The 24,118-nt window shown below is 67.0% G+C and carries 25 protein-coding genes and 1 riboswitch; of the genes, 11 read left to right on the forward strand and 14 right to left on the reverse strand.

The features are described from left to right. The first annotated feature begins 42 nt into the window (after positions 1-42). Together VRZ77_RS20000 and VRZ77_RS20005 are read left to right on the forward strand one after the other, a co-directional pair. Entirely contained in the window at positions 43-765 is a 723-nt protein-coding gene (locus VRZ77_RS20000; protein ID WP_414594359.1) for a cytochrome d ubiquinol oxidase subunit II, read from the forward strand. After that, positions 762-947, forward strand: a complete 186-nt coding sequence (locus tag VRZ77_RS20005) for a hypothetical protein (protein WP_414594336.1) — start codon at positions 762-764, stop codon at positions 945-947. The genes VRZ77_RS20000 and VRZ77_RS20005 overlap by 4 nt, the downstream gene beginning before the upstream one ends. A 12-nt stretch (positions 948-959) precedes the next feature. Here VRZ77_RS20005 and VRZ77_RS20010 read toward each other — a convergent pair whose 3' ends face one another. The 5 genes from VRZ77_RS20010 to VRZ77_RS20030 form a co-directional block, all read right to left on the reverse strand. After that, entirely contained in the window at positions 960-1,181 is a 222-nt protein-coding gene (locus VRZ77_RS20010; RefSeq protein ID WP_414594337.1) for a hypothetical protein, read from the reverse strand. A gap of 168 nt (positions 1,182-1,349) precedes the next feature. Beyond that, positions 1,350-2,180 (reverse strand): ABC transporter permease, encoded by an 831-nt coding sequence (locus tag VRZ77_RS20015; RefSeq protein WP_414594338.1) that lies wholly within the window; start codon positions 2,178-2,180, stop codon positions 1,350-1,352. A 13-nt stretch (positions 2,181-2,193) separates the two neighbouring features. Continuing rightward, positions 2,194-3,045 carry an ABC transporter permease gene (locus VRZ77_RS20020; protein ID WP_414594339.1) on the reverse strand — a complete coding sequence of 284 codons (852 nt, stop codon included), beginning with the start codon at positions 3,043-3,045 and terminating at the stop codon, positions 2,194-2,196. Between the two features lie 60 nt (positions 3,046-3,105). Next, positions 3,106-4,407, reverse strand: coding sequence for an ABC transporter substrate-binding protein (locus VRZ77_RS20025; protein ID WP_414594340.1), 1,302 nt, complete (start codon positions 4,405-4,407; stop codon positions 3,106-3,108). 42 nt (positions 4,408-4,449) lie between these two features. After that, the gene (locus VRZ77_RS20030) at positions 4,450-5,544 is read right to left on the reverse strand and encodes an ABC transporter ATP-binding protein (protein ID WP_414594341.1); all 1,095 of its coding nucleotides are present in this window, start codon (positions 5,542-5,544) and stop codon (positions 4,450-4,452) included. 356 nt (positions 5,545-5,900) lie between these two features. Between VRZ77_RS20030 and VRZ77_RS20035 the strand changes: the two genes are divergently transcribed. Beyond that, on the forward strand, positions 5,901-6,869 hold the full coding sequence (locus VRZ77_RS20035) for a Bug family tripartite tricarboxylate transporter substrate binding protein (protein ID WP_414594342.1): 969 nt from the start codon (positions 5,901-5,903) through the stop codon (positions 6,867-6,869). Positions 6,870-7,001: 132 nt separating this feature from the next. Here VRZ77_RS20035 and VRZ77_RS20040 read toward each other — a convergent pair whose 3' ends face one another. The 3 genes from VRZ77_RS20040 to VRZ77_RS20050 all read right to left on the reverse strand — a co-directional run bounded on the left by VRZ77_RS20040 (position 7,002) and on the right by VRZ77_RS20050 (position 9,952). Beyond that, positions 7,002-8,240 (reverse strand): URC4/urg3 family protein, encoded by a 1,239-nt coding sequence (locus VRZ77_RS20040; protein WP_414594343.1) that lies wholly within the window; start codon positions 8,238-8,240, stop codon positions 7,002-7,004. A 122-nt stretch (positions 8,241-8,362) separates the two neighbouring features. After that, on the reverse strand, positions 8,363-8,659 hold the full coding sequence (locus VRZ77_RS20045) for an alkylphosphonate utilization protein (RefSeq protein ID WP_414594344.1): 297 nt from the start codon (positions 8,657-8,659) through the stop codon (positions 8,363-8,365). Positions 8,660-8,683: 24 nt separating this feature from the next. Then, positions 8,684-9,952 (reverse strand): GTP cyclohydrolase II, encoded by a 1,269-nt coding sequence (locus tag VRZ77_RS20050; RefSeq protein ID WP_414594345.1) that lies wholly within the window; start codon positions 9,950-9,952, stop codon positions 8,684-8,686. 227 nt (positions 9,953-10,179) lie between these two features. On the opposite strand from VRZ77_RS20050, the gene upp reads away from it, so the two are divergent. The 7 genes from upp (at position 10,180) to hemA (ending at position 17,230) form a co-directional block, all read left to right on the forward strand. Next, entirely contained in the window at positions 10,180-10,827 is a 648-nt protein-coding gene (gene upp / locus VRZ77_RS20055; RefSeq protein ID WP_414594346.1) for a uracil phosphoribosyltransferase, read from the forward strand. Positions 10,828-11,076: 249 nt separating this feature from the next. Continuing rightward, positions 11,077-11,198, forward strand: a riboswitch (guanidine-I (ykkC/yxkD leader). Positions 11,199-11,298: 100 nt separating this feature from the next. Further along, positions 11,299-12,402: a putative urea ABC transporter substrate-binding protein gene (locus tag VRZ77_RS20060; protein WP_414594347.1), complete on the forward strand. Its 1,104-nt coding sequence runs from the start codon at positions 11,299-11,301 to the stop codon at positions 12,400-12,402. A gap of 31 nt (positions 12,403-12,433) precedes the next feature. Continuing rightward, positions 12,434-13,255, forward strand: coding sequence for an ABC transporter permease (locus VRZ77_RS20065; protein WP_414594348.1), 822 nt, complete (start codon positions 12,434-12,436; stop codon positions 13,253-13,255). Next, positions 13,256-14,083 carry an ABC transporter ATP-binding protein gene (locus VRZ77_RS20070; protein WP_414594349.1) on the forward strand — a complete coding sequence of 276 codons (828 nt, stop codon included), beginning with the start codon at positions 13,256-13,258 and terminating at the stop codon, positions 14,081-14,083. Beyond that, entirely contained in the window at positions 14,080-15,300 is a 1,221-nt protein-coding gene (locus VRZ77_RS20075; protein WP_414594350.1) for an agmatinase family protein, read from the forward strand. The genes VRZ77_RS20070 and VRZ77_RS20075 overlap by 4 nt, the downstream gene beginning before the upstream one ends. Before the next feature lie 53 nt (positions 15,301-15,353). Beyond that, positions 15,354-15,869, forward strand: coding sequence for a hypothetical protein (locus VRZ77_RS20080; protein WP_414594351.1), 516 nt, complete (start codon positions 15,354-15,356; stop codon positions 15,867-15,869). A gap of 134 nt (positions 15,870-16,003) precedes the next feature. Continuing rightward, a complete protein-coding gene (gene hemA, locus VRZ77_RS20085) occupies positions 16,004-17,230 on the forward strand; it encodes a 5-aminolevulinate synthase (protein ID WP_414594352.1) in 1,227 nt (408 codons plus the stop codon). A 33-nt stretch (positions 17,231-17,263) separates the two neighbouring features. On the opposite strand, the gene VRZ77_RS20090 is transcribed toward hemA, so the two are convergent. Beyond that, a complete protein-coding gene (locus tag VRZ77_RS20090) occupies positions 17,264-18,379 on the reverse strand; it encodes an AbrB family transcriptional regulator (RefSeq protein WP_414594353.1) in 1,116 nt (371 codons plus the stop codon). Positions 18,380-18,453: 74 nt separating this feature from the next. Between VRZ77_RS20090 and hemN the strand changes: the two genes are divergently transcribed. Continuing rightward, complete coding sequence (gene hemN / locus VRZ77_RS20095) at positions 18,454-19,773, forward strand: oxygen-independent coproporphyrinogen III oxidase (protein WP_414594354.1); 1,320 nt, start codon at positions 18,454-18,456, stop codon at positions 19,771-19,773. Positions 19,774-19,879: 106 nt separating this feature from the next. Here hemN and VRZ77_RS20100 read toward each other — a convergent pair whose 3' ends face one another. From VRZ77_RS20100 to VRZ77_RS20120, 5 genes are all read right to left on the reverse strand, one after another. Continuing rightward, positions 19,880-20,521: a helix-turn-helix domain-containing protein gene (locus VRZ77_RS20100; protein WP_414594355.1), complete on the reverse strand. Its 642-nt coding sequence runs from the start codon at positions 20,519-20,521 to the stop codon at positions 19,880-19,882. A gap of 95 nt (positions 20,522-20,616) precedes the next feature. Further along, positions 20,617-20,964 (reverse strand): response regulator, encoded by a 348-nt coding sequence (locus VRZ77_RS20105; protein ID WP_414594356.1) that lies wholly within the window; start codon positions 20,962-20,964, stop codon positions 20,617-20,619. Positions 20,965-21,087: 123 nt separating this feature from the next. After that, positions 21,088-21,705, reverse strand: coding sequence for a response regulator transcription factor (locus VRZ77_RS20110; RefSeq protein WP_414594357.1), 618 nt, complete (start codon positions 21,703-21,705; stop codon positions 21,088-21,090). Positions 21,706-21,707: 2 nt separating this feature from the next. Continuing rightward, complete coding sequence (locus tag VRZ77_RS20115) at positions 21,708-22,883, reverse strand: ATP-binding protein (RefSeq protein ID WP_414594358.1); 1,176 nt, start codon at positions 22,881-22,883, stop codon at positions 21,708-21,710. A gap of 50 nt (positions 22,884-22,933) precedes the next feature. Further along, a complete protein-coding gene (locus tag VRZ77_RS20120) occupies positions 22,934-24,103 on the reverse strand; it encodes a pyridoxal phosphate-dependent aminotransferase (RefSeq protein WP_414594360.1) in 1,170 nt (389 codons plus the stop codon). Positions 24,104-24,118 lie beyond the last annotated feature (15 nt).

Raw genomic sequence — 24,118 nt, forward strand, 5'->3', positions numbered from 1 at the left:
CAAAAGCGGGGCGATGATCGCCCATTCCTCGTCCGTCAATTCGTGGCGGCGCATCTCTCTCTCCCCTATCGAGAGAGGTTGAATCACGCTCCTAGCCGGCCCGCAAATTTATGGGGCCACTGCCTAGCCTTCGCCCTCGGCTCCATCCTCGCCGTGCTGTGCCAAGGCTTGCTGCTGGGCGGATTGATTGACGGCGCGACCGGCGCCGGCGCGCTGCCGGGCGACGATCCGCTCGGCCTCGTCACCCCGCTCGGGACGATCTGCGCTCTCGGCCTCATAGGCGGCTACGGCCTGATCGGCGCCGGCTGGCTGGTCTGGAAGAATGGCGACGCCGGCACGCGTGTCGCCCGCCGCGCGGTTCAGCCCCTGCTGGCGCTCACCGCAGCGATGCTGGCGCTGGGCGGGGTCTGGGGCGCATGGAACGTGCCCAGCGCCGCGACGCTCACCGTGACAGCGGCCATGCTAGCTGTGCTCGCTGCGATCGGGCACGCCCTTGCCGCCGAGCGCGGGGCACGCCTGTTCGTGCTGACGATGGTGCTGTTCGCCCTCGGCCTCGTCGCTCTTGCAGCGCTGCTGTGGCGAAGCTTGCTGCCGCTCGATGCCACGCTGTGGGACAGCCTCGCGAATGCCCACGCGCTCGGCCTGCTCATGGCCGGCATCACCATCGCGCTGCCGCTGGTTCTGGTCCACCAAGCCTACGCATTCCGTGGATTTCGCCGGAGGCCCCGCGTACATGGCCGCAGGCCCGGAGCAGCGCGGCCATGATCTCCGGCTTTGAACTTGCTCTCGCGCTGATCCTGGCGGGGCTGATCGTACTGTTTGTCGGCGCAACCGTTCTAGTCCAGCTCTCCGCGCCGCGCGGCTGGATGATCGGGGCCTATGTCACGCTCGACGCCGCGCTGATCGGCACCGGGCTCGTGCTGCTGCCCTTCACCGCGATCGGTTAGAGCATATACGGCTCAGCGGATGAACTCGATCGTGTCGAGCGAAATGAGCTGGCTGCCCTGATAATTGTTGTCGTGCAGCCGGCACAGCAGGAAGCGGTCGGCGACCTCGATCGGCCCATAGGCCGTGATCAGGTCGCCGCTGCGCAGCTTGATGGTCAGCGCGTGCTTGCGGTCGTCCTTCGCCACCTCCTTGAGGAGGTCGCAGATGGTACGGTCTGTCGTGCAGATGTTCATGGCGTCTCTCCCGCTCAGTCCCCGCCGCTTGCTCAAGGGTCCGGTGCGCCGAACCTGCGGCTTATTCTGGACATCAACCTGCCACGAACTATCCGGTTCCCTACCGACCTCGACAAGGTTTCTGCCGCAACCCGTTCTCCCGCTGCCACTTTCCGTGGCGGAAGCGTCTCAGCCCGCGATGCGGCGCGCCCGGCGCTTGCGCAGGATCGCGATGCTGACGAGCGCGATCACGATGATCGCCATCGAGAATACCGTGGTCACGGTGCCCAGCGCATAGAGCACCGGCGTCGTGACGTTGGTGGTCATGCCGTAGATTTCCAGCGGCAGCGTGTTGAACGTACCGGCGGTCATCAACGTGCGGGCGAACTCGTCATAGGACAGGGTGAAGCCGAACAAGCCGACGCCGATCAGGCTCGGCAGGATGATCGGCAGCACGACATGGGCGAAAGTCTGCCACGGCGTGGCGCCGAGGTCGCGCGCGGCCTCCTCATAGGCCGGGTTGAAGCGGTTGAACACCGCGAACATGATCAGGAGGCCGAAGGGCAGCGTCCAGGTGAGTTGAGCCCCGAAGGCCGAGGAGTACCAGGCCGGTTCCAGCCCGAATACCTGAAAGGCAAGGCCGATGCCGAGCGAGATCAGGATGGACGGCACGATCAGGCTGGCGATGGTGAGATAGAATAGCGGCCCGGCGCCGAGGAAGCGGCGGCGGAACGCGAGGCCGGCCAGCAGCGACACCACCATGGTGGTGATCATGCACATGATGCCGAGGATTAGCGAGCGCAGGAACGCGCCGCCGAAATCGCCCACCGCCTGCTGCTCGAACAGCAGATTCTCGAACCAGCGCAGCGACGTGCCGTTCATCGGGAAGGTGAGGCCACCATTCGGGCCCTGGAACGACAGAATAAAGATCGTCGACAGCGGGCCGTAGAGGAACAGCACGAAGACGCTGAAGAACACGGTGAGGACCCAGAAGCCGGGGCCGCGGCGCTCGTGATGCATCGGGCGGCTCCCTCTAGAGTTCCTTGCGGATATTGACGATGCGCAGGATGCCGCCAACCAGCAGCAGCACGATGATCAGGAGGATCACCGCATTGGCGGCGGCAGCCGGGTATTGCAGCAGCGCGATCTGGTTCGCCATCATCAGACCGACCGAAGCCGACTGACCGCCGGACATGAAGCGCACGGTGATGAAATCGCCCATCACCAGCGTCACCACGAAGATCGAGCCGATGGCGATGCCGGGCTTGGCGAGCGGGATGATGACGTTGATCAGGATCTGCCAGGCATTGGCGCCGGCGTCGCGCGCGGCCTCGATCAGCGAGCGATCGATACGCATCAGCGTGTTGAAGATCGGCGTCACCATGAACAGCGTGTAGAGGTGCACCATGGCGAGCACCACCGCGAAGTCCGAGAACAGCAGGAATTCCAGCGGCGTATCGATCAGCCCCATCGACATCATCGACTGGTTCAGCAGCCCGTTGCGCCCGAGAAACGGAATCCACGAGATCATGCGGATGATGTTCGAGGTGAGGAACGGGATGGTGCAGACCAGGAACAGCACCATCTGCGTCGTCGCCGAGCGGATGTGGAAAGCAAGATAATACGCCACCCAGAACCCGATCAGCAGCGTGATCGCCCAGACGATGACTGTGTATTTCAGCGTGTTGATATAGGTGTTCCAGGTCACCGGCGAGGTGATCGTCTCCTCGTAATTGGTGAAGACGAAGGCCGGGAAGATCTGGATCGAATCATAGTCCCAGAAGCTCACCATCACGATGGCGGCGATCGGCAGCACCAGGAAGGCGAACAGGATCGCCGTCAGCGGGCCGGCCTGCAGATAGGGGGCGAGACGTGAGAGCGTCATGCTGGGCTTCCGGTGGTGGGCGTCAATGCCCTCTCCCCGCCGGGGAGAGGGCTTTTGTCGTCACGCGGCGATGAACTCGTTCCAGCGGCGGACCATGTAGCGGTCCTCGTCCATCACCGAGTTCCAGCAGGCGACCGCGCCCATGCGCTCCTTGAAGGAGCCGCCGTCGCGCACCGCGCCAGCCGTGTACATCACCTTGCCTTCCGGCGAGAGAATGTCGGCCTTGGCCGGCTGGCCGAGCATCCAGAACGCCCACTCATCCGGGGACATGTTCTTCTCGGCGGTGGAGAGCACGGCCGAATAGTAGCCCTGGCGGTTCAGATAGGCGCCGACCCAGCCCGACAGATACCAGTTGATGTATTCATAGGCCGCGTCGAGTTGCGCGCCCTTGAGGTGCTTGGCGATGCCGAGGCCGCCGCCCCAGGCGCGGTAGCCTTCCTCAAGCGGCTGGTAGACGCAGGGAATGCCCTTCGAGCGCACCGCGGCCACCGCCGGCGACCACATGGACTGGATCACCACCTCGCCCGAAGCCATGAGGTTCACGCTCTCGTCGAAGGTCTTCCAGAAGGCGCGGAACTGGCCGTCCTTCTTGGTCTTGATCAGGAAATCGATCGTGGTGTCGATCTCCGCCTTGGTCATGTTGCCCTTGTCGCCATACTTGATGATGCCGGCGCTCTCGCAGATCATCGCCGCGTCCATGATGCCGATGGACGGGATGTTGAGGATCGAGGTCTTGCCCTTGAAGGCGGGGTCGAGAATGTCCTTCCAGTTCTTGATCGGGCGGCCGACCAGATCGGGGCGAATGCCGAGCGTGTCGGCATTGTAAATGGTCGGGATCAGCGTCATCCACTGGGTCGGCGCGGCGGCGAACTTCTTGGAGTCCGGGCCTTCGACGAAGCCGACCGTGTTCGGGGCCGTACCCTGCGCGATCTTGGAGTCCGGGGTCAGCTTGCCGGTGGTGAAGATCGGAACGATGTCGTCGTAATACTTGATCTTCTTCACATCCATCGGCTGCAGCGTGCCGGCGGGAAATACCTTCTTGCAGATCCAGTACTCGATGTCGGCGATGTCGAAGGAATTGGCCTGGGTGACGACGCGCTGCGACACCGCGTCGGAATCCAGCGCGGTCATCTGCAGCGTGATGCCAAGGTCCGCCTTGCACTTCTCGGCGATGGCGTTGAGGTTCGACACGCCGGTGCCGAACTGGCGCAGCGTGATCGGGTTCTGCGCCCAGATGGTCGGGAAGCCGGTGACGACGCCCGCGCCGGCGGCGAGGCCCACCGCGCCCGCGGCACCCTTCAGCAGGTCGCGCCGGCTGACGCCCTTCTTGCTGCCCTTCAGTTCCGTGGTCTTCGTGGTCATGTGTCTCTCCCGAGAGCTAAGGCGGCCGGATTCGTTGCTGCGTCAGGCCGAAGGCGAGGCGTGAAGAATGTGGACGTCCTGCGATGTCCAGGCGAGCGGCACCGCGTCGCCGACGGCAAGCGGCGCCTCGAAGAAGGCGGTCTCCGGCACCTGAACGGAGAACTCGTCGACGCCGGGGGCGGAAAGCGCGATCTGCACCTTCTGCCCGTGATATTCAATGTTCTGCACGAGGCCGGTCAGCCCGAAACCAGGCGTGGCGTTGCCGACCAGCTTCACCCGATCGGTGCGGACCGCGATCTCCACCGGCGCGCCGGGCTCCAACCCACCCTCGGCCGGCGCGCGGAACGAGGCGCCGCCGGGCACCTCGAAAGTCATGGTGTCGTCCGCAATTCCGGTCACCCGGCCGGCGATCACGTTGTGGTCGCCCATGAAACGCGCGACGAAAGCGGTGGCGGGCCGGTTGAACACCTCGCGCGGGGTCGCCGCCTGCTCGATGCGCCCGCCATTCATCACCACCACGAGGTCGGACAGCGCCATCGCCTCCTCCTGGCTGTGGGTGACATGGATGAAGGAGATGCCGAGCTGGAGCTGGAGCTTCTTCAGCTCCTGGCGCACCTTGATCTTGAGGAAAGGATCGAGCGCGGAGAGCGGCTCATCGAGCAGCAGCGCCTGCGGGTCGGTGATCAGCGCGCGGGCGAGCGCGACGCGCTGCTGCTGGCCGCCGGAGAGCTGGGCGGGCCGGCGCTCGGCGAGGTGGTCCATGTGGACCAGCTTCAGCATCTCCAGCGCCTTGGCGCGGCGGACCGCCTTGTCGACGCCCTTCATCTTCAGGCTGAACGCGACATTGTCCACGATGTCGAGATGGGGAAACAGCGCGTAGCTCTGGAACATCATCGCCGTGCCGCGCTTGGCGGGCGGCAGGTCGGTGACCACGGTCGGCCCGAGCCGGACATCGCCCTCGCTGATGCTCTCATGGCCGGCGATCATGCGCAGCGTGGTGGTCTTGCCGCAGCCCGAGGGGCCGAGCAGGCAGCAATAGGTGCCGGCGGGAATTTTCAGCGAGACGGCATCGACGGCCAGAGCCGGGCCATAGCGCTTGGTGACCTGGACCAGCTCGATATCAGCGCCCTTGCTCATGCCGTCGCACAGCTCCCGATGTAATGCCGCCTCACTCTCGCAAGGCGTATGCCAACCCCGCACCGGCGCGGGTCGCGCCCATCCGCGAGCGAATTCCGCCAGCAGGCCCGCGAAGAATCGTTGCCAACTCCATCGCCCCGCCCATCAAATGGGCAACCACGCTCAATTGATACGCATATCGGATACAAATTGGAGAGGGATCGTATCCAATGTGGCGGGACTCTTATCCCTTCGTCCCAATTTGCCGGGCGGACATTGAGCCCGGGCGCCAAATGCCGCACCTTTGCCATCGATGATGCGGTCGCAGAAGCCGCAGACCCGACAATTCCGTTCCTTAATGACCCGGGAGGTCGTTCATGCTTCGCTCTGTTTTCGCCGCCGCTCTGTCCGCGGCGGTGCTGTTCGCGCCCGGCCTCGCCACGGCGCAGGATTTCCCGAACCGCCCCGTCACGCTGGTGATTCCCTTCGCTGCCGGCGGCTCCACCGATCTCGTCGGCCGCCTCATCGCCGAGCGCATGAGCCAGGAACTCGGCCAGCCGGTCGTGGTGGAGAATCGCGGCGGCGCCGGTGGCACGCTCGGTACGGCGGCGGTCGCCAAGGCGACGCCCGACGGCTACACCATGCTGATGGGCACGGTCTCGACCCACGCGCTCAATCAGGCGCTCTACAAGAACCTGCCCTACGATCCGGACAAGAGCTTCGCGCCGGTCTCGCTGCTGGTGGTGGTGCCTAACGTACTGGTCGTAAACCCCGAATTTCCCGCCAAGACCGTTCAGGAATTGATCGACATTCTCAAGGCCAACCCTGACAAGTACAGCTACGCGTCGTCGGGCAACGGCACGCCGCTGCATCTGTCCGGCGAGTTGTTCAACAGCATGGCCGGCGTCGACATGCAGCATATCCCCTATAAGGGCGCCGGCCCGGCGCTGGTCGACGTGCTTGGCAACCAGGTGCCGATCATGTTCGACAACCTGCCCTCCTCTTCCGACCACATCAAAAGCGGCAAGCTGCGCGCGCTCGGCGTGACGACAAAGGAACGCGCACCGTCCTTCCCGGACCTGCCTGCGATCGCCGAGACCATTCCGGGCTATGAGACCTATACCTGGAACGCGCTGTTCGCCCCCGCCGGCACCCCGCCGGAAGTGGTGGCCAAGCTCAATGCCGCGGCCAACAATGCGCTCAAGGACCCCAAGGTACAGGCGCGCCTCGCGGATTTCTCGGCCACCGTCGTCGGCTCCACGCCGGAAGAACTGGGCGAGCACGTCAAGAAGGAAGTGGCCAAGTGGGCGCCGATCGTGAAGGCGACCGGCGCGCAGATGGACTGATGGCCTCTCGCCTCTGGAGCCCTTCCTGACGATCAGGAAATGCTCTGAAATCAGAGAGCCATAGCCAAAGAAACGGCCGGGCAGACGCCTGGCCGTTTTCGTTTGAAAGCTGCGCCGAAGCGCGTGAACCTTTCAGAACACCGTGCCGTCGGCGTCGATGGAGATCGGCGGCCCGCCCGCGGGCGGGCGCTTCTCGGCAGCGATGCGCCGGCCCGCGCTCCAGGTGCCGCCCTGCAGCATCTTTGCGAGCGGAAACTGCGAGGCATCAAGCTCCAGCCGCTCGCGCACCAGCCCGGCGAGCCGGTCGAGCAACGCGACGGTGAGCGCGCGCCATTCCACCACCAGTTCCGACGACACCGGGAATTTCTGAGCGGGATCGAGCGGCGCGCGCGGGACGATGGCGCCAAGATCGACCAGCAACCCGCCATTGCGATATTCGGGCAGCGCCGTCATCTCGTCGAGATCGACCACCGCCAGCCCCGCCGCCTCGAAGGGTTCGAGCAGCGAATAGGTAAGCCATTGCGAGAGCTTGTGGAACGGCACGATGCCGTTCGAGCGGTCCGGCACGGTAATGGCGGGATGGCGCCCGGCATCACCGAGCGAGAAGCCGTCGACGCTCAGGCCCGATGGCCAGATCGGTGAGAGCCCGTCGAGCAGCAGCTCCAGAATCTGCGCTGCGCGCAGCCGGCCCACCTTCGCCTGCGGAGCCAAGGCGTCGAACAGGCCGCCAGGCCGCGCCGGCGCGCCGCCGACAGTTCCGCCGAACAGATCCGGCCGGGCCGCCAGCGCCTTACCGAGCCGCACCAGAAGCTCGGCGCGCCCCTCCAGCCCGACCAGCGGATTAGCGTCGCTCACCTGAAAGAACCGTCCGAGCGTCGCCGCATCGATCTGCAGCAGCGCCGTCGCGTCGACCCGCAGCGGATGTTGCGGATCGGACGAGAAGCCGCCAGCTTCGAACATCCGCAGGCTCGCCACCGCCAGCCCTTCGGAACGGGTGACGGTCAGCCCGGTCTCGGCCTCGCGATAGCGCCAGGCATCGCCGGCCCCGGCGTCCAGCAGCACGCTGACCACGGCAACGTCGATCATGGTGCGCGCCGTTTCGGCCAGATCGGCGCGGATCTGCCCGCCGATCGGCGCCCAGCGGTCGACTCCCCCGGCATCGAAGTGACGCCAGCGGCTGTGATAGGGAATGTCGAGGCCGGGATAGGCGAGCCTCGTCACCTCGCTCACATAATCCGCCACCTTGTCGAGCGCCGCTTCGTCGACGGTGAAATGCGGCGAGCGCCCCGCCAGCACATGGTCGAGCACCTGATGGCAGCGCGCGCGCACCGCGGCCGGCGAGCGCAGGGCGAGTAGTTCGGGGGGAGTCATGCGGCTATCCCGTTTGCCATCATCCCGGCCGGCCATCGGGCCGGAGCAGGATCGCGAGGAAGGAAGGCGGAACGATCCCGGGCACGGCGCCGCCGCATCCGGGATGGAGCTTGCGAGCGATCTCAGCGCTTGCGAACGAATTCGGTGCGCAGGACGAGGCCCTTGATGGCGTCGTGGCGGCAGTCGATCTCTTCCGGGTTGTCGGTCAGGCGGATCGAGCGGATCACCGTGCCCTGCTTCAGGGTCTGGCCGGCGCCCTTCACCTTGAGGTCCTTGATGAGGACCACCGAATCCCCGTCGGCGAGGAGATTGCCGGAGGCGTCGCGCACCGCGCGGGCGGCGGCGGCCTCGGCCGCAAGCTCCGAAGCCGGGCGCCACTCGCCGGTCGCCTCGTCATAAACGTAATCGTCGTCTGCCATGGTCTTCCTGTTTCCGGCCCGGCCTTAGTCTTTAAGGCCGCGCCCCTGCGTCGCGTCGTACTGGCTGTCGAAGCCGACGCCGTAATAGCCGGCGGATACCTTCGCTTCCATCTCAACCCGCGCATCAAGGGGAATAAGGTCAGCCGGTATCGGCACCCGCTCGATCACCTTGATCCCGGCGCGGTCCAGCGCGTTGTATTTCATGTCGCTCATCGAGGCGAAGCGGTCGATGCGGTCGACGCCGAGCCAGTGGAACACATCCGGCATCAGCTCCTGGAACCGCATGTCCTGCACGCCGGCCACGCATTCGGTGCGCTTGAAATAGGTTTCGGGCAGGTCGCCGCCCTCCTGCCGCTTGCGGGCGTTGTAGACGAGGAACTTGGTGACCTCGCCCAGCGCCCGGCCTTCCTTGCGGTTATAGACCACGAGGCCGGTGCCCCCGTTCTGCGCCATCTCCACGCACATCTCGATGCCATGGGCGAGATAGGGCCGGCAGGTGCAGATGTCGGAGGAGAACACGTCCGAGCCGTTGCACTCGTCATGCACCCGGCAGGCGAGCGGGGTCACGCCATCGCCGATCTTCGACACGTCGCCGAACATGTAGAGCGTCATGCCGCCGATCGGAGGCAGGAACACCTTGAGATCGCCACGCGTCACCAGTTCGGGGAACATGCCGCCGGTGTGCTCGAACAGCGCGCGGCGCAGCGCGCCCTCGGTGACGCCGAAGCGCTCGGCGATGCCCGGCAGGTACCACACCGGATCGATCGCCGCCTTGGTGACGCGCACATCGCCCTTGGGGCCGATGATGTCGCCATCGATCTTCAGCCGCCCGGCGCGCAGGGCGTCGCGGATTTCCGGCATGTCGATATGGGCGCGGGTGATGGCGATGGAGGGCCGCACGTCGATGCCGGCCGCGATGGCGTCCGCGAACACCTCGCCGGTGACATGGCCCCATGGATCCAGCGAGACGATCTTCTTGGGATCGCCCCATTGCGCGTGCGGGCCGATGGCGTCGGACGGCGCGGTGTTGGTGAGGTCGGCCTTGAAATCGGCCGGCAGCGAGCCGGCGGCGATCGCCAGCGCGCGATAGACCGCATAGCCGCCGGCATGGGTGCCGATGGCGTTGCGGTGCTTGGGGTCGGTCAGGGTGGCGACGATCGGCCCGCGCGCGGCCGGCGTCGGCGCGCCCCAGTCCAGCTGCGGGGCGGAACCCGAGACGCCGGTGGAGGCGCCATGGGAGGTGAGGACGATGTGATTGCGGGAACGGCCGCCGGCGCCGGCATTGACGGACATGTGTCGCTCGCTTCTCGCCCGGCAAGGCACCTTTCGGCTGCCGGTGTTTCGGAAGCAATGAAGGAGAGCGCGATTTTCTGCCGCCCGCAAGGGGGTGCGCGGGGGGTGATTCGAAAATTTCGGACGAAACGGTCCGTTTTTTGTATCGCCTCGTCCCGACACCCTTGGCGCACCCCGGTGCCTATGGGAAGCTGCCCCTTCAACGCGTCGCTTGCGAGAACCAGAAAATGAACGCGCCCGTGCTGCCGACCAACACCTTCGTCGTCGACCACCCGATGATCCAGCACAAGCTGACGCTGATGCGCCGCTCGCGCACCCCGGCGAACGAGTTCCGCCTGCTGCTGCGCGAGATCAGCATGCTGCTCGCCTATGAGGTGACGCGCGACATGCCGCTGGAAATGATCGAGATCGAGACCCCGCTCGCCACGATGCAGGCGCCGGTGGTGGCCGGCAAGAAGCTGTGCCTGGTCTCGGTGCTGCGCGCCGGCGGCGGCATTCTCGAAGGCATGCTGGAAATCCTGCCCGCCGCCCGCGTCGGCCATGTCGGGCTCTATCGCGATCCGGTGTCGCTGCAGGCGGTGGAGTACTATCTCAAGCTGCCGCGCGACATTTCCGAGCGCACCGCCATCGTGGTCGACCCGATGCTCGCCACCGGCAATTCAGCGGCGGCGGCGGTGGACCAGGTGAAGGCGGCCGGCTGCCAGTCGATCAAGTTCGTCTGCCTGATCGCGGCGCCGGAAGGGCTGAAAGTGTTCCACGACGCCCATCCCGACGTGCCGGTCTACGCCGCCGCCGTCGACAGCCACCTCAACGACCACGGCTACATCGTTCCGGGCATCGGCGACGCCGGGGACCGCATCTTCGGCACCAAGTAAAATCCGGCCGCCCGGCAATAAACCGTATCCGCCGGGCTGTCTTTACGTCGGTCCGCTTCGGTCGTTCCCAGCGAAAAACAATGCGTATGATATTCCTACAACTTATTCATACAGTCTGACGTCTCGCTTTTCTGGAACGGCGAGCGATCTTCTGCCCGCGACACGGGCGCCGCGCCGAAATTTTCGGCGCGGACAGGGCGGCATTGCCGACATTAGAGGCTTCCATTTCAAGCGGTAATACCGCTACCCTTTGGTTGTTCCTAGGGTTCCGGCGCCGGCAAGGCGCGACTGGACCGAGAGGGACAGCCCGGCGGGGGACAGGTGTCCCACCACATTCGCCGGGTCCACGGCGGGATAAAAGCCCGGGAGGCTCGTGCGACGATCGTCGCGGCGAAGGCCTTTCGGCGTATGTCCGGCCTTCTCCTCCGAGCTGATCCTCACGGGCCGCCCCGGCAGACACGGGAGACCCTGATGCTTTGTCGTACCCAGCGTGCCCCTCGACTGCGTTCCATCCGTCTGCGTAGCCTGGCGCTCGGCGCGGCCTGCGCGGGCCTCGCCCTCTCCTTCGCGCCGGCTCAGGCCGCGCCGAAGAAGGACTTCAACATCGCCTGGACGATCTATGTCGGCTGGATGCCCTGGGCCTACGCCGCCGACGCCGGCATCGTGAAGAAATGGGCCGACAAATACGGCATCACCATCGATGTCACCCAGATCAACGACTATGTGGAATCCATCAACCAGTACACCGCCGGCAAGTTCGACGGCGTGACGCTGACCAATATGGACGCCCTGACCATTCCCGCCGCCGGCGGCGTCGACACCACGGCGGTGATCATCGGCGACTTCTCCAACGGCAATGACGGCATCGTCTCCAAGACCGCCAAGACCCCGGCCGAACTGAAGGGCGAGAGCATCAACCTCGTGGAGCTCTCGGTCTCGCACTATCTGCTGGCGCGCGCGCTGGATTCGGTCGGGCTCGCCGAGAAGGACGTGAAGGTGGTCAACACCTCCGACGCCGACATGGTGGCCGCCTTCAAGTCGGCCGATGTCAAGACGGTGGTGACCTGGAACCCGCTGCTGGCGGAAGTCGAGGCTGAGCCGGGCGCCAGCAAGGTGTTCAACTCCTCGCAGATTCCCGGCGAAATCATCGACATGCTCGGCGTGAATAGCCAGACGCTGAAGGACAATCCGGATTTCGGCAAGGCGCTGGTCGGCATCTGGTACGAGACGCTGGCGCTGATCGCCGACCATGGCGAGAAGGGCAAGGCGGTGCGCGCCGAGCTCGGCAAGCTCTCCGGCACCGATCTCGCCGGCTATGACGCGCAGCTCGCGGCGACCAAGATGTTCTTCACCCCCGCGGAGGCGGTCGCCTTCACCAAGAGCGCGGCGCTGCCCAAGACCATGGATCTGGTCAGCTCGTTCTCCTTCGACCACGGCCTGCTCGGCGAGGGCGCCAAGAGCAAGGACGCAGTGGGCATGAGCTTCCCCGGCGGGGTGACGCTCGGCTCGCCGGACAATGTGAAGCTGCGCTTCGACGACAGCTTCATGGCGATGGCCGCCGACGGCAAGCTCTGAGCATCCGTTCGTCTCAGGGGCAGGAGGCCGCATGCGCCGCGCCATGAACATCGTGCCGGGACCGGGAACGCGGGTCTTGCTCGCCGCGCTCCCGTTCGTGCTGCTCGCCTTCATCTACATCCTCGGCTCGGCGGAACGCCGGGCCGTGAACCCCGACGACAAGCTGCTGCCGCCGGTCTCGGAAATGGCCTCGACCATCACCCGCATGGCGACCGAGCCGGACCGGCGCACCGGCTCCATCGTGCTTTGGGCCGATACCAGCGCGAGCCTCCAGCGCCTCGGGCTCGGGCTCGGCTTCGCCACGCTCACCGGCCTCGTCATCGGGCTGGCGCTCGGCATATTGCCGCTGGTCCGGGCGACCTTCGCCCCGCTGGTGGCGGTGCTGTCGATGATTCCGCCCATGGCGCTGCTGCCGATCCTGTTCATCGTGTTCGGCCTCGGCGAACTCTCGAAAGTCGTGCTGATCGTGATCGGCATCGCGCCCTTCCTGGTACGCGACCTTGCCATGACGGTCGGCGCGATCCCGATCGAGCAGATGGTGAAGGCGCAGACGCTCGGCGCCTCGACCTGGCAGACCGTGCTGCGGGTCGCGCTGCCGCAGGCGATGCCGCGCCTTCTGGAGGCGCTGCGGCTCTCCATCGGCCCGGCCTTCCTGTTCCTGATCTCGGCCGAGGCGATCGCGGCGGAGAACGGGCTCGGCTACCGCATCTTCCTGGTGCGGCGCTATCTCGCCATGGACGTGATCATCCCCTACGTCGCCTGGATCACGCTGCTCGCCTATGTGCTCGACCTCGCGCTGGCGAAGATCGCGCGCCGCGCCTTCCCCTGGGCCTATGTCGGGGAGCGGCGCTAGATGAGTGCGATCAAGGTGCGCGACGTCTGGGTCGAATATGGCGACCAGATCGTGCTGGAGAGCGTCAATATCGACATCGCGTCCGGCGCCTTCGTCTCGGTGGTCGGCCCGTCCGGCTGCGGCAAGTCGACCTTCCTGCGCATGGTGCTGGGGCAGGAGAAGCCGACGCGCGGCACCATGACGCTCGACGGCGCGCCACTGCCCGCCGAGCCGGGGCCGGATCGCGGCGTGGTGTTCCAGCGCTATTCCGTGTTCCCGCACCTCACCGTGCTCGGCAATGTGCTGGCGTCCTACGAGTTCGCCGAGAGCCCGTTCCTCGCCAAGCTGTTCGGCGCGCGCCGGCGCAGCGCGCTGGATAAGGCGAAGCTGCTGGTCGATGGCGTGGGGCTCGGCCCGCACGCCAATAAATACCCGAGCGCGCTTTCCGGCGGCCAGCAGCAGCGCCTCGCCATCGCGCAGGCGCTCGCCAAGGAGCCCAAGGTGCTGCTGCTCGACGAGCCATTCGGCGCGCTCGACCCCGGCACCCGCACCCAGATGCACCAGCTCATCAAGCCGCTCTGGCGCGAGCACGGCATGACCGTGATCATGGTCACGCACGACCTCAAGGAGGCGTTCGGCTTGGGGACGCGGGTCATCGCCTTCGACAAGAAGCGCATCGACCCGCAGGAGCCGAACCGCTTCGGCGCGCACATCACCTACGATCTCGACCTGACCCGGGACGGCCCGGTTCCGGTGCTCGGCTTCTCCCGTCCGCTCGACGGCAGGCCGAGCGCAACGTCCAGTCCTGTCCGCGACGGCGCGGACCTTTCGGCGAGGAGCAATCCATGAACGCCTTTTCCCAACGCCCCCTCCCCTCCCGCGCCCGCCGCGCCGCCGGCCTCGCGCCGACGCCGCCACGCGCGCGCCGCCACCACCCGAATTTCGAGCTCAAGGACATGCAGGGCTGGAAGGCGCTCGACGCCGAGGCGGGCCTGTCCGAGCAGGGCTGGCGCAAGGAACAGCAATGGGCGCTCGACATGGGCCTGCCCGGCGCCGACTCGATCAACGACAAGTCGATTCCGACCTTCGCGCGCGGGGAGCTGCCGCATTTCGCCGGCATCAACACCTTCATGAAGGCGCCCTATGTCGAGAATGTCCGCGATGTCGGCAAATTCGACGCGGCGGTGATGGGCATCCCGTTCGACAGCGGCACCACCTATCGCCCCGGCACCCGCTTCGGGCCGCAGGGCATCCGCCGCATCTCGGCGCTGTACACGCCCTACAATTACGAGCTTGGCGTCGACCTGCGCGAACAGATGACGCTGTGCGATGTCGGCGACGTGTTCACCATCCCCGCCAACCTTGAGAAGAGCTTCGACCAGATTTCCAAGGGCGTCTCCCACGTCTTCTCGTCCGGCGCGCTGCCGGTGATGCTGGGCGGCGACCACTCGATCGGCTTTCCCTGCGTGCGCGGCATCGCCGAATGCACCTCCAAGCGCATCGGCATCATCCATTTCGACCGGCATATCGACTGCCAGGAAAAGGACCTCGACGAGCGCATGCACACCACGCCCTGGTACTGGGCGACGAATCTGCCGAACGTCTCGCCCAAGAACCTCGTCCAGCTCGGCATTGGCGGCTGGCAGGTGCCGCGCTACGGCGTGCAGGAGGCACGTGCGCGCGGCACCAACGTGCTCACCATCGACGATATCGAGAAGATCGGGCTGGAGAAGACCGCCGAGATCGCGCTGGAGCTGGCCTGGAAGGACGCCGACGCGGTGTACATCTCCTTCGACGTCGATTCGATCGATTGCGGCTTCGTGCCCGGCACCGGCTGGCCGGAGCCCGGCGGCTTCCTGCCGCGCGAGGCGCTGAAGATTCTCGGCCTCGTCGCCGCCGAAGGGTTGTGCGGGCTGGAAGTGGTCGAGGTTTCTCCGCCCTACGACACCTCCGACATCACCGCCCTGTTCGCCACCCGCGTCTGCGTGGAGGCGCTCGGCTCCATGGTCGCCCACGGCAAGCTCGGCGCGCACAAGTCGATCATCGACAAGCCGGTGAGCTTTTAGCGCACCGGCGGCTCCCTCTCCCCGCCGGGGAGAGGGAATTAAAGGAGTTTCCGATGCATCGCGGACATGACCACCATCACGACCACGGCGCCGGCGGGCATGCACACGGCCATTCGCACGGCCATTCGCACGGCCATTCGCACGCCCATGCTCCGGCGCATAATCACGGCCACCTGCCGCGTGCGGTGCAGTGGCAGACCCCGCATCTGCCGGAGCCGCCGCACGATCACGACCACGACCATGTCGAGCCCGATCTCGACCTGGTGGAGAAGGCGTTCGTCGAGGGCTTCGCTTCCGCCAGCGACCCGACCAGCTTCCTGCGCCTCGCCCGCGTGCCGTTCGACGCGGTGACGCAGGATGGCACGCATATCAGCCTGCTGCGCGTGGAGACCGACGACGTGACCGATGTCGGCGCGGTGATGCCGCATCTGGGGGGTGGCAGCTTCCGCTACGATCCGCTGCCGGCCGCCATGGTCTCGCGGCGCCGGCGCCTGCGCTTCATCTATTTCGACGGCCGCGCCCAGGTGCCCATGAATCTTGCGCAGGTGCGCCTGCTCGCGGAGACGTGAGCGGGCGGCTTTGCCAATTAGCCGCGCCCGATCGCCGCGTAGGGAGTTTCGCGGGTTGATCGGAACGGCTCCAAAGTTCATGGTGCCGCCATGCCCGCTGCCCCCAAGAGGCCGCGCGGCGGAGTGGATGCGCCATGAACTATACGCAGTATTTCGAGAATGCCGTCGACGCGCTCAAGCGCGAGCGGCGCTATCGCACCTTCGCCGAGATCGAACGCGATACCGCGCATTTCCCTCGCGCTACCTGGCACGGCCCGCAGGGCGCCCGCGACATCGTGATCTGGTGCTCCAACGACTATCTCGGCATGGGCTGCCATGACGCCGTGATCGAGGCCATGTGCGCCACCGCGCGCGAGGCCGGAGCCGGTGCCGGCGGCACCCGCAATATTTCCGGCAACAGCCACGCCATCGTCGAGCTGGAAGCCGAACTCGCCGACCTGCACGGCAAGGAAGGCGCCCTCGTCTTCACCTCCGGCTACATTTCGAACGAGACCGGCATCTCGACGCTGGCCCGGCTCATCCCCGAGTGCCTCATCCTCTCGGACGAATTGAACCATAATTCGATGATCGAGGGCGTGCGTCACGCCGGGCGAGAGAAGAAGATCTTCCGCCACAACGACCTCGGCCATCTCGAAGAGCTGCTGCGCGCGGCCGGCGACCGGCCCAAGCTGGTGGTGTTCGAGAGCATCTATTCGATGGATGGCGACGTCGCGCCGATCAACGCGATCTGCGACCTCGCCCAGCGCTACGGCGCGATGACCTATCTCGACGAGGTGCACGCGGTCGGCATGTATGGCCCGCGCGGCGCCGGTGTCGCCGAGCGCGACGGCGCGATGCACCGGGTCGACGTGATCGAGGGCACGCTGGGCAAGGCGTTCGGCGTGGTCGGCGGCTACATCACCGCCAAGCGCGCGGTGATCGACGCGGTGCGCTCCTATGCGCCGGGCTTCATCTTCACCACCGCTCTGCCCCCGGCGGTCGCGGCGGCGGCGGCCGCTTCGGTGCGCCACCTCAAGAATTCCGGCACCGAGCGCGCGCGCCAGCAGGCGCAGGTCGCCAAGGTCAAGGACGCGCTGGAGCGCGCCGGCCTGCCGCAGCTGGTCACCGACACCCATATCGTGCCGGTGATGGTCGGCGACGCCGAAGCCTGCAAGGCGGCGAGCGACATGCTGCTGAACGACCACGGCATCTATATCCAGCCGATCAACTACCCCACCGTGCCGCGCGGCACCGAGCGGCTGCGCATCACGCCCGGCCCGTGCCATGACGACGCGCAGGTCGCCGCGCTCGCGGTCGCGCTGGTGGATGTGTGGAGCCGGCTCGGCCTGCCCTTCATCGCCCGCGCCGAAGCCGCGGAATAGGCCTTCCGGGCGGAGCTTAGTCCGGGCCGGGGATCAGTCCTTCGGCTCGGTGCGGTCCAGATCGACATCCGTCGAGGGCACCGCCGCCGCGCCGAACATCAGCCGGGCCACCACCGGGATCAGCAAGGCGAGGAGCAGGAAGCGCGCGAGATGGTGCGCCGCCACGAAGGCGGGGTCCATGCCCAGCACGAAGGCCATGATGGTCATCGCCTCCAGCGCGCCGGGCACATAGGCCATCAGCACCTTGGTCAAGGGCTCGCCCGACAGCCACGCCCCCAGCACCGCAAACGCCACCGCCACCGCCGTGGCGATGAAGAAGGCGGCCAGCGCATCGACGAAGAAGCGGCGCAGCGTCTCCAGCCGGGTGCCGGCGAAACGGGTGCCGGCATTGGCGCCCAGCGTCACGAAGCCGACAATGAGGAACAGGTCCGGCAGCCGCCCCTCGATCAGGCCGAACGCATGCACGGCACCGCTCGCGAGCATCGCCCCGACCATGGCGCCGCCGGGAAAATGCAGCTTTTCCGCAAGGAACGCGCCGCCAATGCCGACCAGCAGCGACAGGACCAGGGTGGTGACATCCGGCACCACCGGGTTGATCGGCAGCGTTCCTGCCGGCTCGTGCCCGAGCCCGCCGAGCGCCGCGGGCAGCAGCGCAACGAGGATGAACAGCCGCAGCGACTGGCCGAACACCACGCGGCGCGTATCGGCCCCGCTGGTCTCCGCCATGGCGAGCACGGCGGACAGCGCGCCCGGCGCCGCCGCGAAGAACGCGCTGCGCCGGTCCCAGCCCGCGACCTTTTCCAGATAGGCCATGACCGCGCCCATCATCACCGGCACCGAGACCAGCAGCACCACCATGGTGAACGGCCAGGTGGCGATGCCCTTGAAGGTCTCGGGCGACAGCGCCGAGCCCATCGAGGTGCCGAGCACGACATAGATCGCCATCCGCAAATGATGATTGATGCCGACCGGGGCCCCGCACAGCGCGGCGACCGCCGTCGCCACCAGCGCGCCGGAGAGCCAGCCGACCGGCAGGCCGAGAGCGGCCGCGGCGCCGCCGCCGGCAAAGGCCAGCGCCAGCGTGACGGCGAGCCACCCCAGCTTGCGGGGCGTGTAATCGGCTGAGCGGAAAAAGGAAGGCAGCGGCATTACAGCAGGTGCGAAGCGGGGAAAGTTTGAGCCGGATCAATGCGCCCAATGCCGGTTCGGGTCAATTTCGCTTCATGCATAGATCATCACTTTTCCATGCCGAGCGTGCGGTTCCCCGCTATACCTCCTACCCGACCGCGCCGCATTTCACGGCCGATGTCGGGCCGCAGAGCCATGGCGACTGGCTGGCCGCCCTGCCGGACGACGCCACGCTCTCGCTCTATCTCCATGTGCCGTTCTGCGCCTCGCTGTGCTTCTATTGCGGCTGCACCACCAAGGCGACGCGCCGGCACGCGCCGGTCGCGGCATATGCCGAGCGGCTGGAGCGCGAGATCGAGCTGATCGCGCAGCGCGCCGGCGGGCGGGCGGTGACGCATATCGCCTGGGGCGGCGGCACGCCGAGCCATCTCGGCCCCGACATGCTCAAGCAGCTCCATGAGCGCATCGCCGATCGCTTCGATCTGTCGCGCCTCGCCGAGCACGCCATCGAGCTCGACCCGCGCGAGACCACGCCGGAACTTGCCGACGCGCTGGCCGCCATCGGCGTCGACCGCGCCAGCCTCGGCGTGCAGGATTTCAGCGCCCATGTGCAGAGCGCGATCGGGCGCATCCAGCCCTTCGCGGTGGTGGAGCGCACGGTGAAGCTGCTGCGCGAGGTCGGGCTGAGCGCGATCAATCTCGACCTGATGTACGGCCTGCCGCACCAGACCGAGCGCGACGTGCGCCGCACCGCGCAGCTCGCCTTGCTGCTGGCGCCGGACCGGCTCGCCTTGTTCGGCTATGCCCATGTGCCATGGGTCCGTCCCAACCAGAAGCTGATCGACGAGAAGGCGCTTCCCGGCGCTGCGGCGCGGCTCGAACAGGCGGAAGCGGCGCGGATGACGCTGATCGATTCCGGCTATGTCGGCATCGGGCTCGACCATTTCGCCCGGCCCGACGACCCGATGGCGCTCGCCGCCCGCGCCGGCCGGCTGCGCCGCAATTTCCAGGGCTACACGGTGGACCAGGCCGATGCGCTGGTCGGGCTCGGCGCCTCCGCCATCAGCCGGTTTCCGCAGGGCTTCACCCAGAATGCCCCCGATTCGGCCGGCTATATGCGCGCCATCGATGCGGACGAGCTCGCCACCGTGCGCGGCGTCGCCTTCACGCCCGATGATATCCGGCGCGGGGCACTGATCGAGCGGCTGATGTGCGACCTCGAAGTCGACCTCGACGAGGAGCTGCTGCGCGAGGCCGCCCCGCAGCTTGAGCCGCTGGCGGCCGACGGCCTGCTGAAGCTCGACGGCGGCCATGTCGCCATGACCGCCAGTGGCCGACCCTTCGTTCGCCTCGCCGCCGCCGCGCTCGACGCCCGGCTGCAGGCCGGCAAGACCCAACATTCCATGGCTGTGTGAAACTGGCGGTTAATTGCGGACCGCCTTTCCCGGCGCGCCTCCTTAAAACAAAACGCCCCGCTTTCGCGGGGCGCAGGTGGGAGAGCAATGGTGAGGACAAGACCGCTCAGGCGGCGCCGGCGAGGCGCCGCACGCTGCTGCGGTCCTGAATGCGCACCTCGTCGGCGCGCAGCAGCGCGACCAGACCGCGGCGCTTGAGCTCGGAAAAGGCGCGGCTCACCGTCTCCAGCGTCAGGCCGAGGAAATCGGCGATTTCCTGCCGGGTCATCGACAGATGCAGCGTGCCGCCGCCCAGACCTTCCGGCGCGAGACGAGTGAGGAAGAAAGCGACGCGCTCCAGCGCCGACATGCGGCCGAGCACCAGTGCGTGGGCATGCATCGAGCAGAGCTGGGTCTCGAAGCGGCGCAGCAGCCGGGCGGCGAGCACCGGGTCGCGCTCCAGCGCGCTGCGCTCATGGGCATTGATGGTGGAGGGCGTCAGCGTCTCGGCCGAGCAGGCATAGACCTCGTCGCAGGCAAGGCCGAACACATCGCCGGGGCCAAGCAGCTCGACCACCTGGCGGCGCCCGTCGGGCAGCAGCTTGGTCAGCATCACCGCACCGTCCATCACTTCCATAATGCGCCGGGCGGGGTCGCCTTCGTGCAGCAGGGTGACATGGGCGGTGACGCGCATCAGCGGCGAATGCGGATCGGCCGAAGAAGCCGGACGCGAAGGACTGCCGGTGCGGTCTTCGATGAGCTGGCGCATGTGCCTCTTCCCTGTTTGATCTGTCGCAAACCTTACGGCTGGTTGCGGCAGTGCACAGTTCGGTGGGCTGCGTAAGGGAAACCCCGCAGGGTACCTCATTCCATGGGCAGGGCGCGCGTCAGCGCGTCGACGTCGAGCGGCTTGCGGACCAGCCAAGCCGGGCTCAAGCCGCGCATCTGGTGATCGATCGCGGATTGCGACTGGCCGCTGATCACCACGACGCGCGGCGGCGAGGCCAGCCCGAGCAGCCAGCGCACGGCCTGCGCGCCGGAAATGCCCGGAAGGCTGAGATCGACGATGACGGCATCCGAGCCCGCCGGCGGCACGCCGCGAAACAGGCTTTCGGCGTCGCGGTGCATCACCACATCATGCCCGAGATTGCCAAGGATGAGATTGAGCGAATCGCTCACCCCGTCGTCATCCTCCACCACATGAACCCGCAAGATTCTCTCCCGCTCTTTGCCCCCGAACTTGGGGCCGGCGGACCATCAGCGGCAATTCGTAGGAATGCGAAGGCCGCAGACGAGGATTGCAGTGGACACGCGCCTGACGGCACCGCCGGAAGCTCAGGCGCGGATGTCCTTGAGGACGATGCGCACGAGGTCCGCCGCGTTCTTGGCGCCGAGCTTTTCCATGATCCGCGCGCGGTGCACTTCAATGGTGCGCGGGCTGATGCCCAGAACCCGGCCGGCTTCCTTGTTGGAGGCGCCGGACGCGATCTGCACCAGCACCTCGCGCTCGCGCGGCGTCAGCAGGTCATGGCCGGGGAAATGGGCGGTGAGCAGGTCGCTCGGCTCGCCGTCGGCGCGGCGGCGATGCGCCTCGATCGCGTCGCGCACGCGCTCCACCACCGTATCGGCATCGAACGGCTTCTCGATGAAATCCAGCGCGCCATGGCGGATGGCGTCCACCGCCATGGGAATGTCGCCCTGGCCGGAAATGATGAAGATCGGCGCCGGGTAGCGGTCGGCTTCCAGCTCCTTGAGGATGTCGAGGCCGGAGCGGCCGGGCATGTGCACATCCAGCACGATGCAGGAGGGCACATGGGAGCGCGCGGCGGAGAGGAAGGCGGCACCGTCCGAGAAGCCGCGGACATGGTAACCTTCGAGGCTCAGCACCAGCGACAGAGAATCGCGAACCGCCGGGTCGTCATCGACGACGAAGACTTCTCCCATGGTCGCCATGCTCAAGCGCTCCCTTCACCAGCCTCGTTCGACATCGCCTGCGGGGCGGCCGGCAGCACCAGCGAGAAGCAGGCCCCGTTACCATTGCCACCCGGATCGACGATCAGATCGCCTCCGTGGTTCTGGGCGATCGTTCGGGAAATCGCAAGCCCGAGCCCCATGCCGCGACGTTTTGAACTGGCAAAGGCCTGGAACAGCTTGGGCAGCGATTCCGGCGCGATGCCCGGGCCGTTATCGTGCACGTCGAGCCGCACATCGGTGCCGGTGAGGCGCGTCACGATGCGGATTGCCGGTTCGTCGCCCTCGCACTGCGTCGCCGCCTCGATCGCGTTGCGCACCAGATTGACCACGATCTGCTGGATCTGCACCGGATCGACCGTGACCGGCGGCAGCACCGGCGCCTGTTCGCGGTCGATGCGGATGCGGTGGCGCTGGCCGAGCAGGGTGAGGTCGATCGCGTCGTCGATCAGCGGGTCGAGCTGGCGCAGATGGCGCTCGGGCTCGCGCTTCTCCACGAACTGGCGCATGCGCTGGATGATGTGGCCGGCACGCTCGGCCTCGCCCGCCGCCTTGTCGAGAATGTCGCCGACCTGGGCATTGATGTCGATGCCGCGCGCATGCGCCCGGCGCACCGCCTGGAGATACAGCAGCAGCGCGGTGAGCGGCTGGTTCAGCTCATGGGCGATGGCCGCGCCCATCTCGTCGATCGCCGAGACGCGGGCGAGATGCACCAGCTCGCTCTGCAATTCGGCGAGGCGCTGCTCGCTTTCCTTGCGCGGGCGCAAATCGCGCAGGATGCCGATGAACTGGCGCCCCGCCGGAGTCTGGGCCTCGCCGACCGAGAGTTCGAGCGGGAAGATCGTGCCGTCGGAATGCCGGCCGCGCACCTCGCGCCCGATGCCGATGATCTTCTTCACCCCGGTGCCGATATAGTTGCTGATGTAGCTGTCATGCTCCACGGCATATTCCGTGGGCATTACGATCTTGACGTTCTCGCCCAGCACATCGGCCGCCGGCAGGCCGAACATCGCCTCGCAGGCCTTGTTGAAGACGAGGATGCGGGCGGCTTCGTCAATGACGATGATGCCGTCCGCCGCCGTGTCCAGCACCGACAGCAGCCGGGCCTCGGAGACGGTGGGCGGGCCGATCTCGCTGGAATCGCTCTGAATGTCGTTCATTTCAGCACTTTGCGTCGCGGCCCGGCCGCCTGCAACCCACAGTCGCCCGCTCAGCGCGTGAGCCAGGCCGCCAGCCGGTTGGTCGCCTCCACCAGCTGCGCCTCGCCGCGGGCGAAGCACAGGCGGATATAGCTCTCGCCGCCGGGTCCGAAGGCGGTGCCGGGCGCGAGGCCGACATTGGCCTCGTCCACCAGGGTGAGCGCCAGCGCCCGCATGTCGCGCTGCCCGTGCACGCCGAAGAACAGGTAGAACGCGCCGGGCGGACGGGCGAGCGTGACACGGCCGGTGGCCAGCAGGCCGTCGGCCACGATGTCGCGCCCGCGCCGCGCCCGCTCGATCTGGTGCGCGACGAAGCTCTCGCCGCGCTCGATCGCAGCAATGCCGGCGCGCTGCATGAACGGGGCGACGCCCGAGGTGGAGTACTGGATCAGGTTGGCGATGACGTCGCCGAGGCTGGGATGCGCCTCGATCCAGCCGAGCCGCCACCCGGTCATCGCCCAGTTCTTGGAAAAGGTCTGCACGAACAGGATGCGGTCATCCGGCTCCATCACCTCGTGGAACGACGGCGCAAGGCCAGCCTCGCCCGCCTCATAGTAGAAGCGGCCATAGATCTCGTCGGCGATGATCCACAGCCCGTGGCGCCGCGCGATGTCGAGCACGCCGCGCAGCGTATCGAGCGGGGCGACGAAGCCGGTCGGGTTGGCCGGCGAATTGATGAAGATCGCACGCGTGCGCGGGGTGACGGCATCTTCCAGCCGGCCGAGGTCGAGCGAGAAGCCCGCCTCTTCGCTGAAGGCGAACGGCACGAACACCGGATTGGCGCCCATCACCTGAGCGGCCGCCGCCGCATTCGGCCAGGACGGCGACGGGATGATGATCTCGTCGCCGGCCGACAGGGTGGCGGCGATGCAGAGCTGGATTGCCTGCATGCCCGAGCCGGTGACGAAGTAGCGCTCCGGGTCGTCCGGAATGCCGTAGAGCCCGGCCATGTAGCGCGCGATGGCGGCGCGCAGCTCGGGAATGCCGCGCTGCCAGGTGTAGAAGGTCTCGCCCGCCGCCAGCGAGCGCGTCGCCGCCTCCGCGATGAAGGACGGCGTCGGCAGATCGCCCTCCCCGGCCCAGAGCGGAATCATGCCGGGCCGCTCGCGGCCGTAATTCATCACCTCGACGATGCCGCTCCCCGGAACGGCGAGCGCCTGCGGACGGACATGATCGAGCAGCGAGGAGGGCGTGAC

The sequence above is a fragment of the Ancylobacter sp. G4_0304 genome (genome assembly GCF_047501495.1).
Lineage (GTDB): Bacteria > Pseudomonadota > Alphaproteobacteria > Rhizobiales > Xanthobacteraceae > Ancylobacter.

Bases quoted from the DNA above. Each gene is read 5' to 3' on its own strand.
- VRZ77_RS20005 (WP_414594336.1), top strand. From the start codon at position 762: ATGATCTCCGGCTTTGAACTTGCTCTCGCGCTGATCCTGGCGGGGCTG.
- VRZ77_RS20010 (WP_414594337.1), bottom strand. From the start codon at position 1,181: ATGAACATCTGCACGACAGACCGTACCATCTGCGACCTCCTCAAGGAG.
- VRZ77_RS20015 (WP_414594338.1), bottom strand. From the start codon at position 2,180: ATGCATCACGAGCGCCGCGGCCCCGGCTTCTGGGTCCTCACCGTGTTC.
- VRZ77_RS20020 (WP_414594339.1), bottom strand. From the start codon at position 3,045: ATGACGCTCTCACGTCTCGCCCCCTATCTGCAGGCCGGCCCGCTGACG.
- VRZ77_RS20025 (WP_414594340.1), bottom strand. From the start codon at position 4,407: ATGACCACGAAGACCACGGAACTGAAGGGCAGCAAGAAGGGCGTCAGC.
- VRZ77_RS20030 (WP_414594341.1), bottom strand. From the start codon at position 5,544: ATGAGCAAGGGCGCTGATATCGAGCTGGTCCAGGTCACCAAGCGCTAT.
- VRZ77_RS20035 (WP_414594342.1), top strand. From the start codon at position 5,901: ATGCTTCGCTCTGTTTTCGCCGCCGCTCTGTCCGCGGCGGTGCTGTTC.
- VRZ77_RS20040 (WP_414594343.1), bottom strand. From the start codon at position 8,240: ATGACTCCCCCCGAACTACTCGCCCTGCGCTCGCCGGCCGCGGTGCGC.
- VRZ77_RS20045 (WP_414594344.1), bottom strand. From the start codon at position 8,659: ATGGCAGACGACGATTACGTTTATGACGAGGCGACCGGCGAGTGGCGC.
- VRZ77_RS20050 (WP_414594345.1), bottom strand. From the start codon at position 9,952: ATGTCCGTCAATGCCGGCGCCGGCGGCCGTTCCCGCAATCACATCGTC.
- upp (WP_414594346.1), top strand. From the start codon at position 10,180: ATGAACGCGCCCGTGCTGCCGACCAACACCTTCGTCGTCGACCACCCG.
- VRZ77_RS20060 (WP_414594347.1), top strand. From the start codon at position 11,299: ATGCTTTGTCGTACCCAGCGTGCCCCTCGACTGCGTTCCATCCGTCTG.
- VRZ77_RS20065 (WP_414594348.1), top strand. From the start codon at position 12,434: ATGCGCCGCGCCATGAACATCGTGCCGGGACCGGGAACGCGGGTCTTG.
- VRZ77_RS20070 (WP_414594349.1), top strand. From the start codon at position 13,256: ATGAGTGCGATCAAGGTGCGCGACGTCTGGGTCGAATATGGCGACCAG.
- VRZ77_RS20075 (WP_414594350.1), top strand. From the start codon at position 14,080: ATGAACGCCTTTTCCCAACGCCCCCTCCCCTCCCGCGCCCGCCGCGCC.
- VRZ77_RS20080 (WP_414594351.1), top strand. From the start codon at position 15,354: ATGCATCGCGGACATGACCACCATCACGACCACGGCGCCGGCGGGCAT.
- hemA (WP_414594352.1), top strand. From the start codon at position 16,004: ATGAACTATACGCAGTATTTCGAGAATGCCGTCGACGCGCTCAAGCGC.
- VRZ77_RS20090 (WP_414594353.1), bottom strand. From the start codon at position 18,379: ATGCCGCTGCCTTCCTTTTTCCGCTCAGCCGATTACACGCCCCGCAAG.
- hemN (WP_414594354.1), top strand. From the start codon at position 18,454: ATGCATAGATCATCACTTTTCCATGCCGAGCGTGCGGTTCCCCGCTAT.
- VRZ77_RS20100 (WP_414594355.1), bottom strand. From the start codon at position 20,521: ATGCGCCAGCTCATCGAAGACCGCACCGGCAGTCCTTCGCGTCCGGCT.
- VRZ77_RS20110 (WP_414594357.1), bottom strand. From the start codon at position 21,705: ATGGCGACCATGGGAGAAGTCTTCGTCGTCGATGACGACCCGGCGGTT.
- VRZ77_RS20115 (WP_414594358.1), bottom strand. From the start codon at position 22,883: ATGAACGACATTCAGAGCGATTCCAGCGAGATCGGCCCGCCCACCGTC.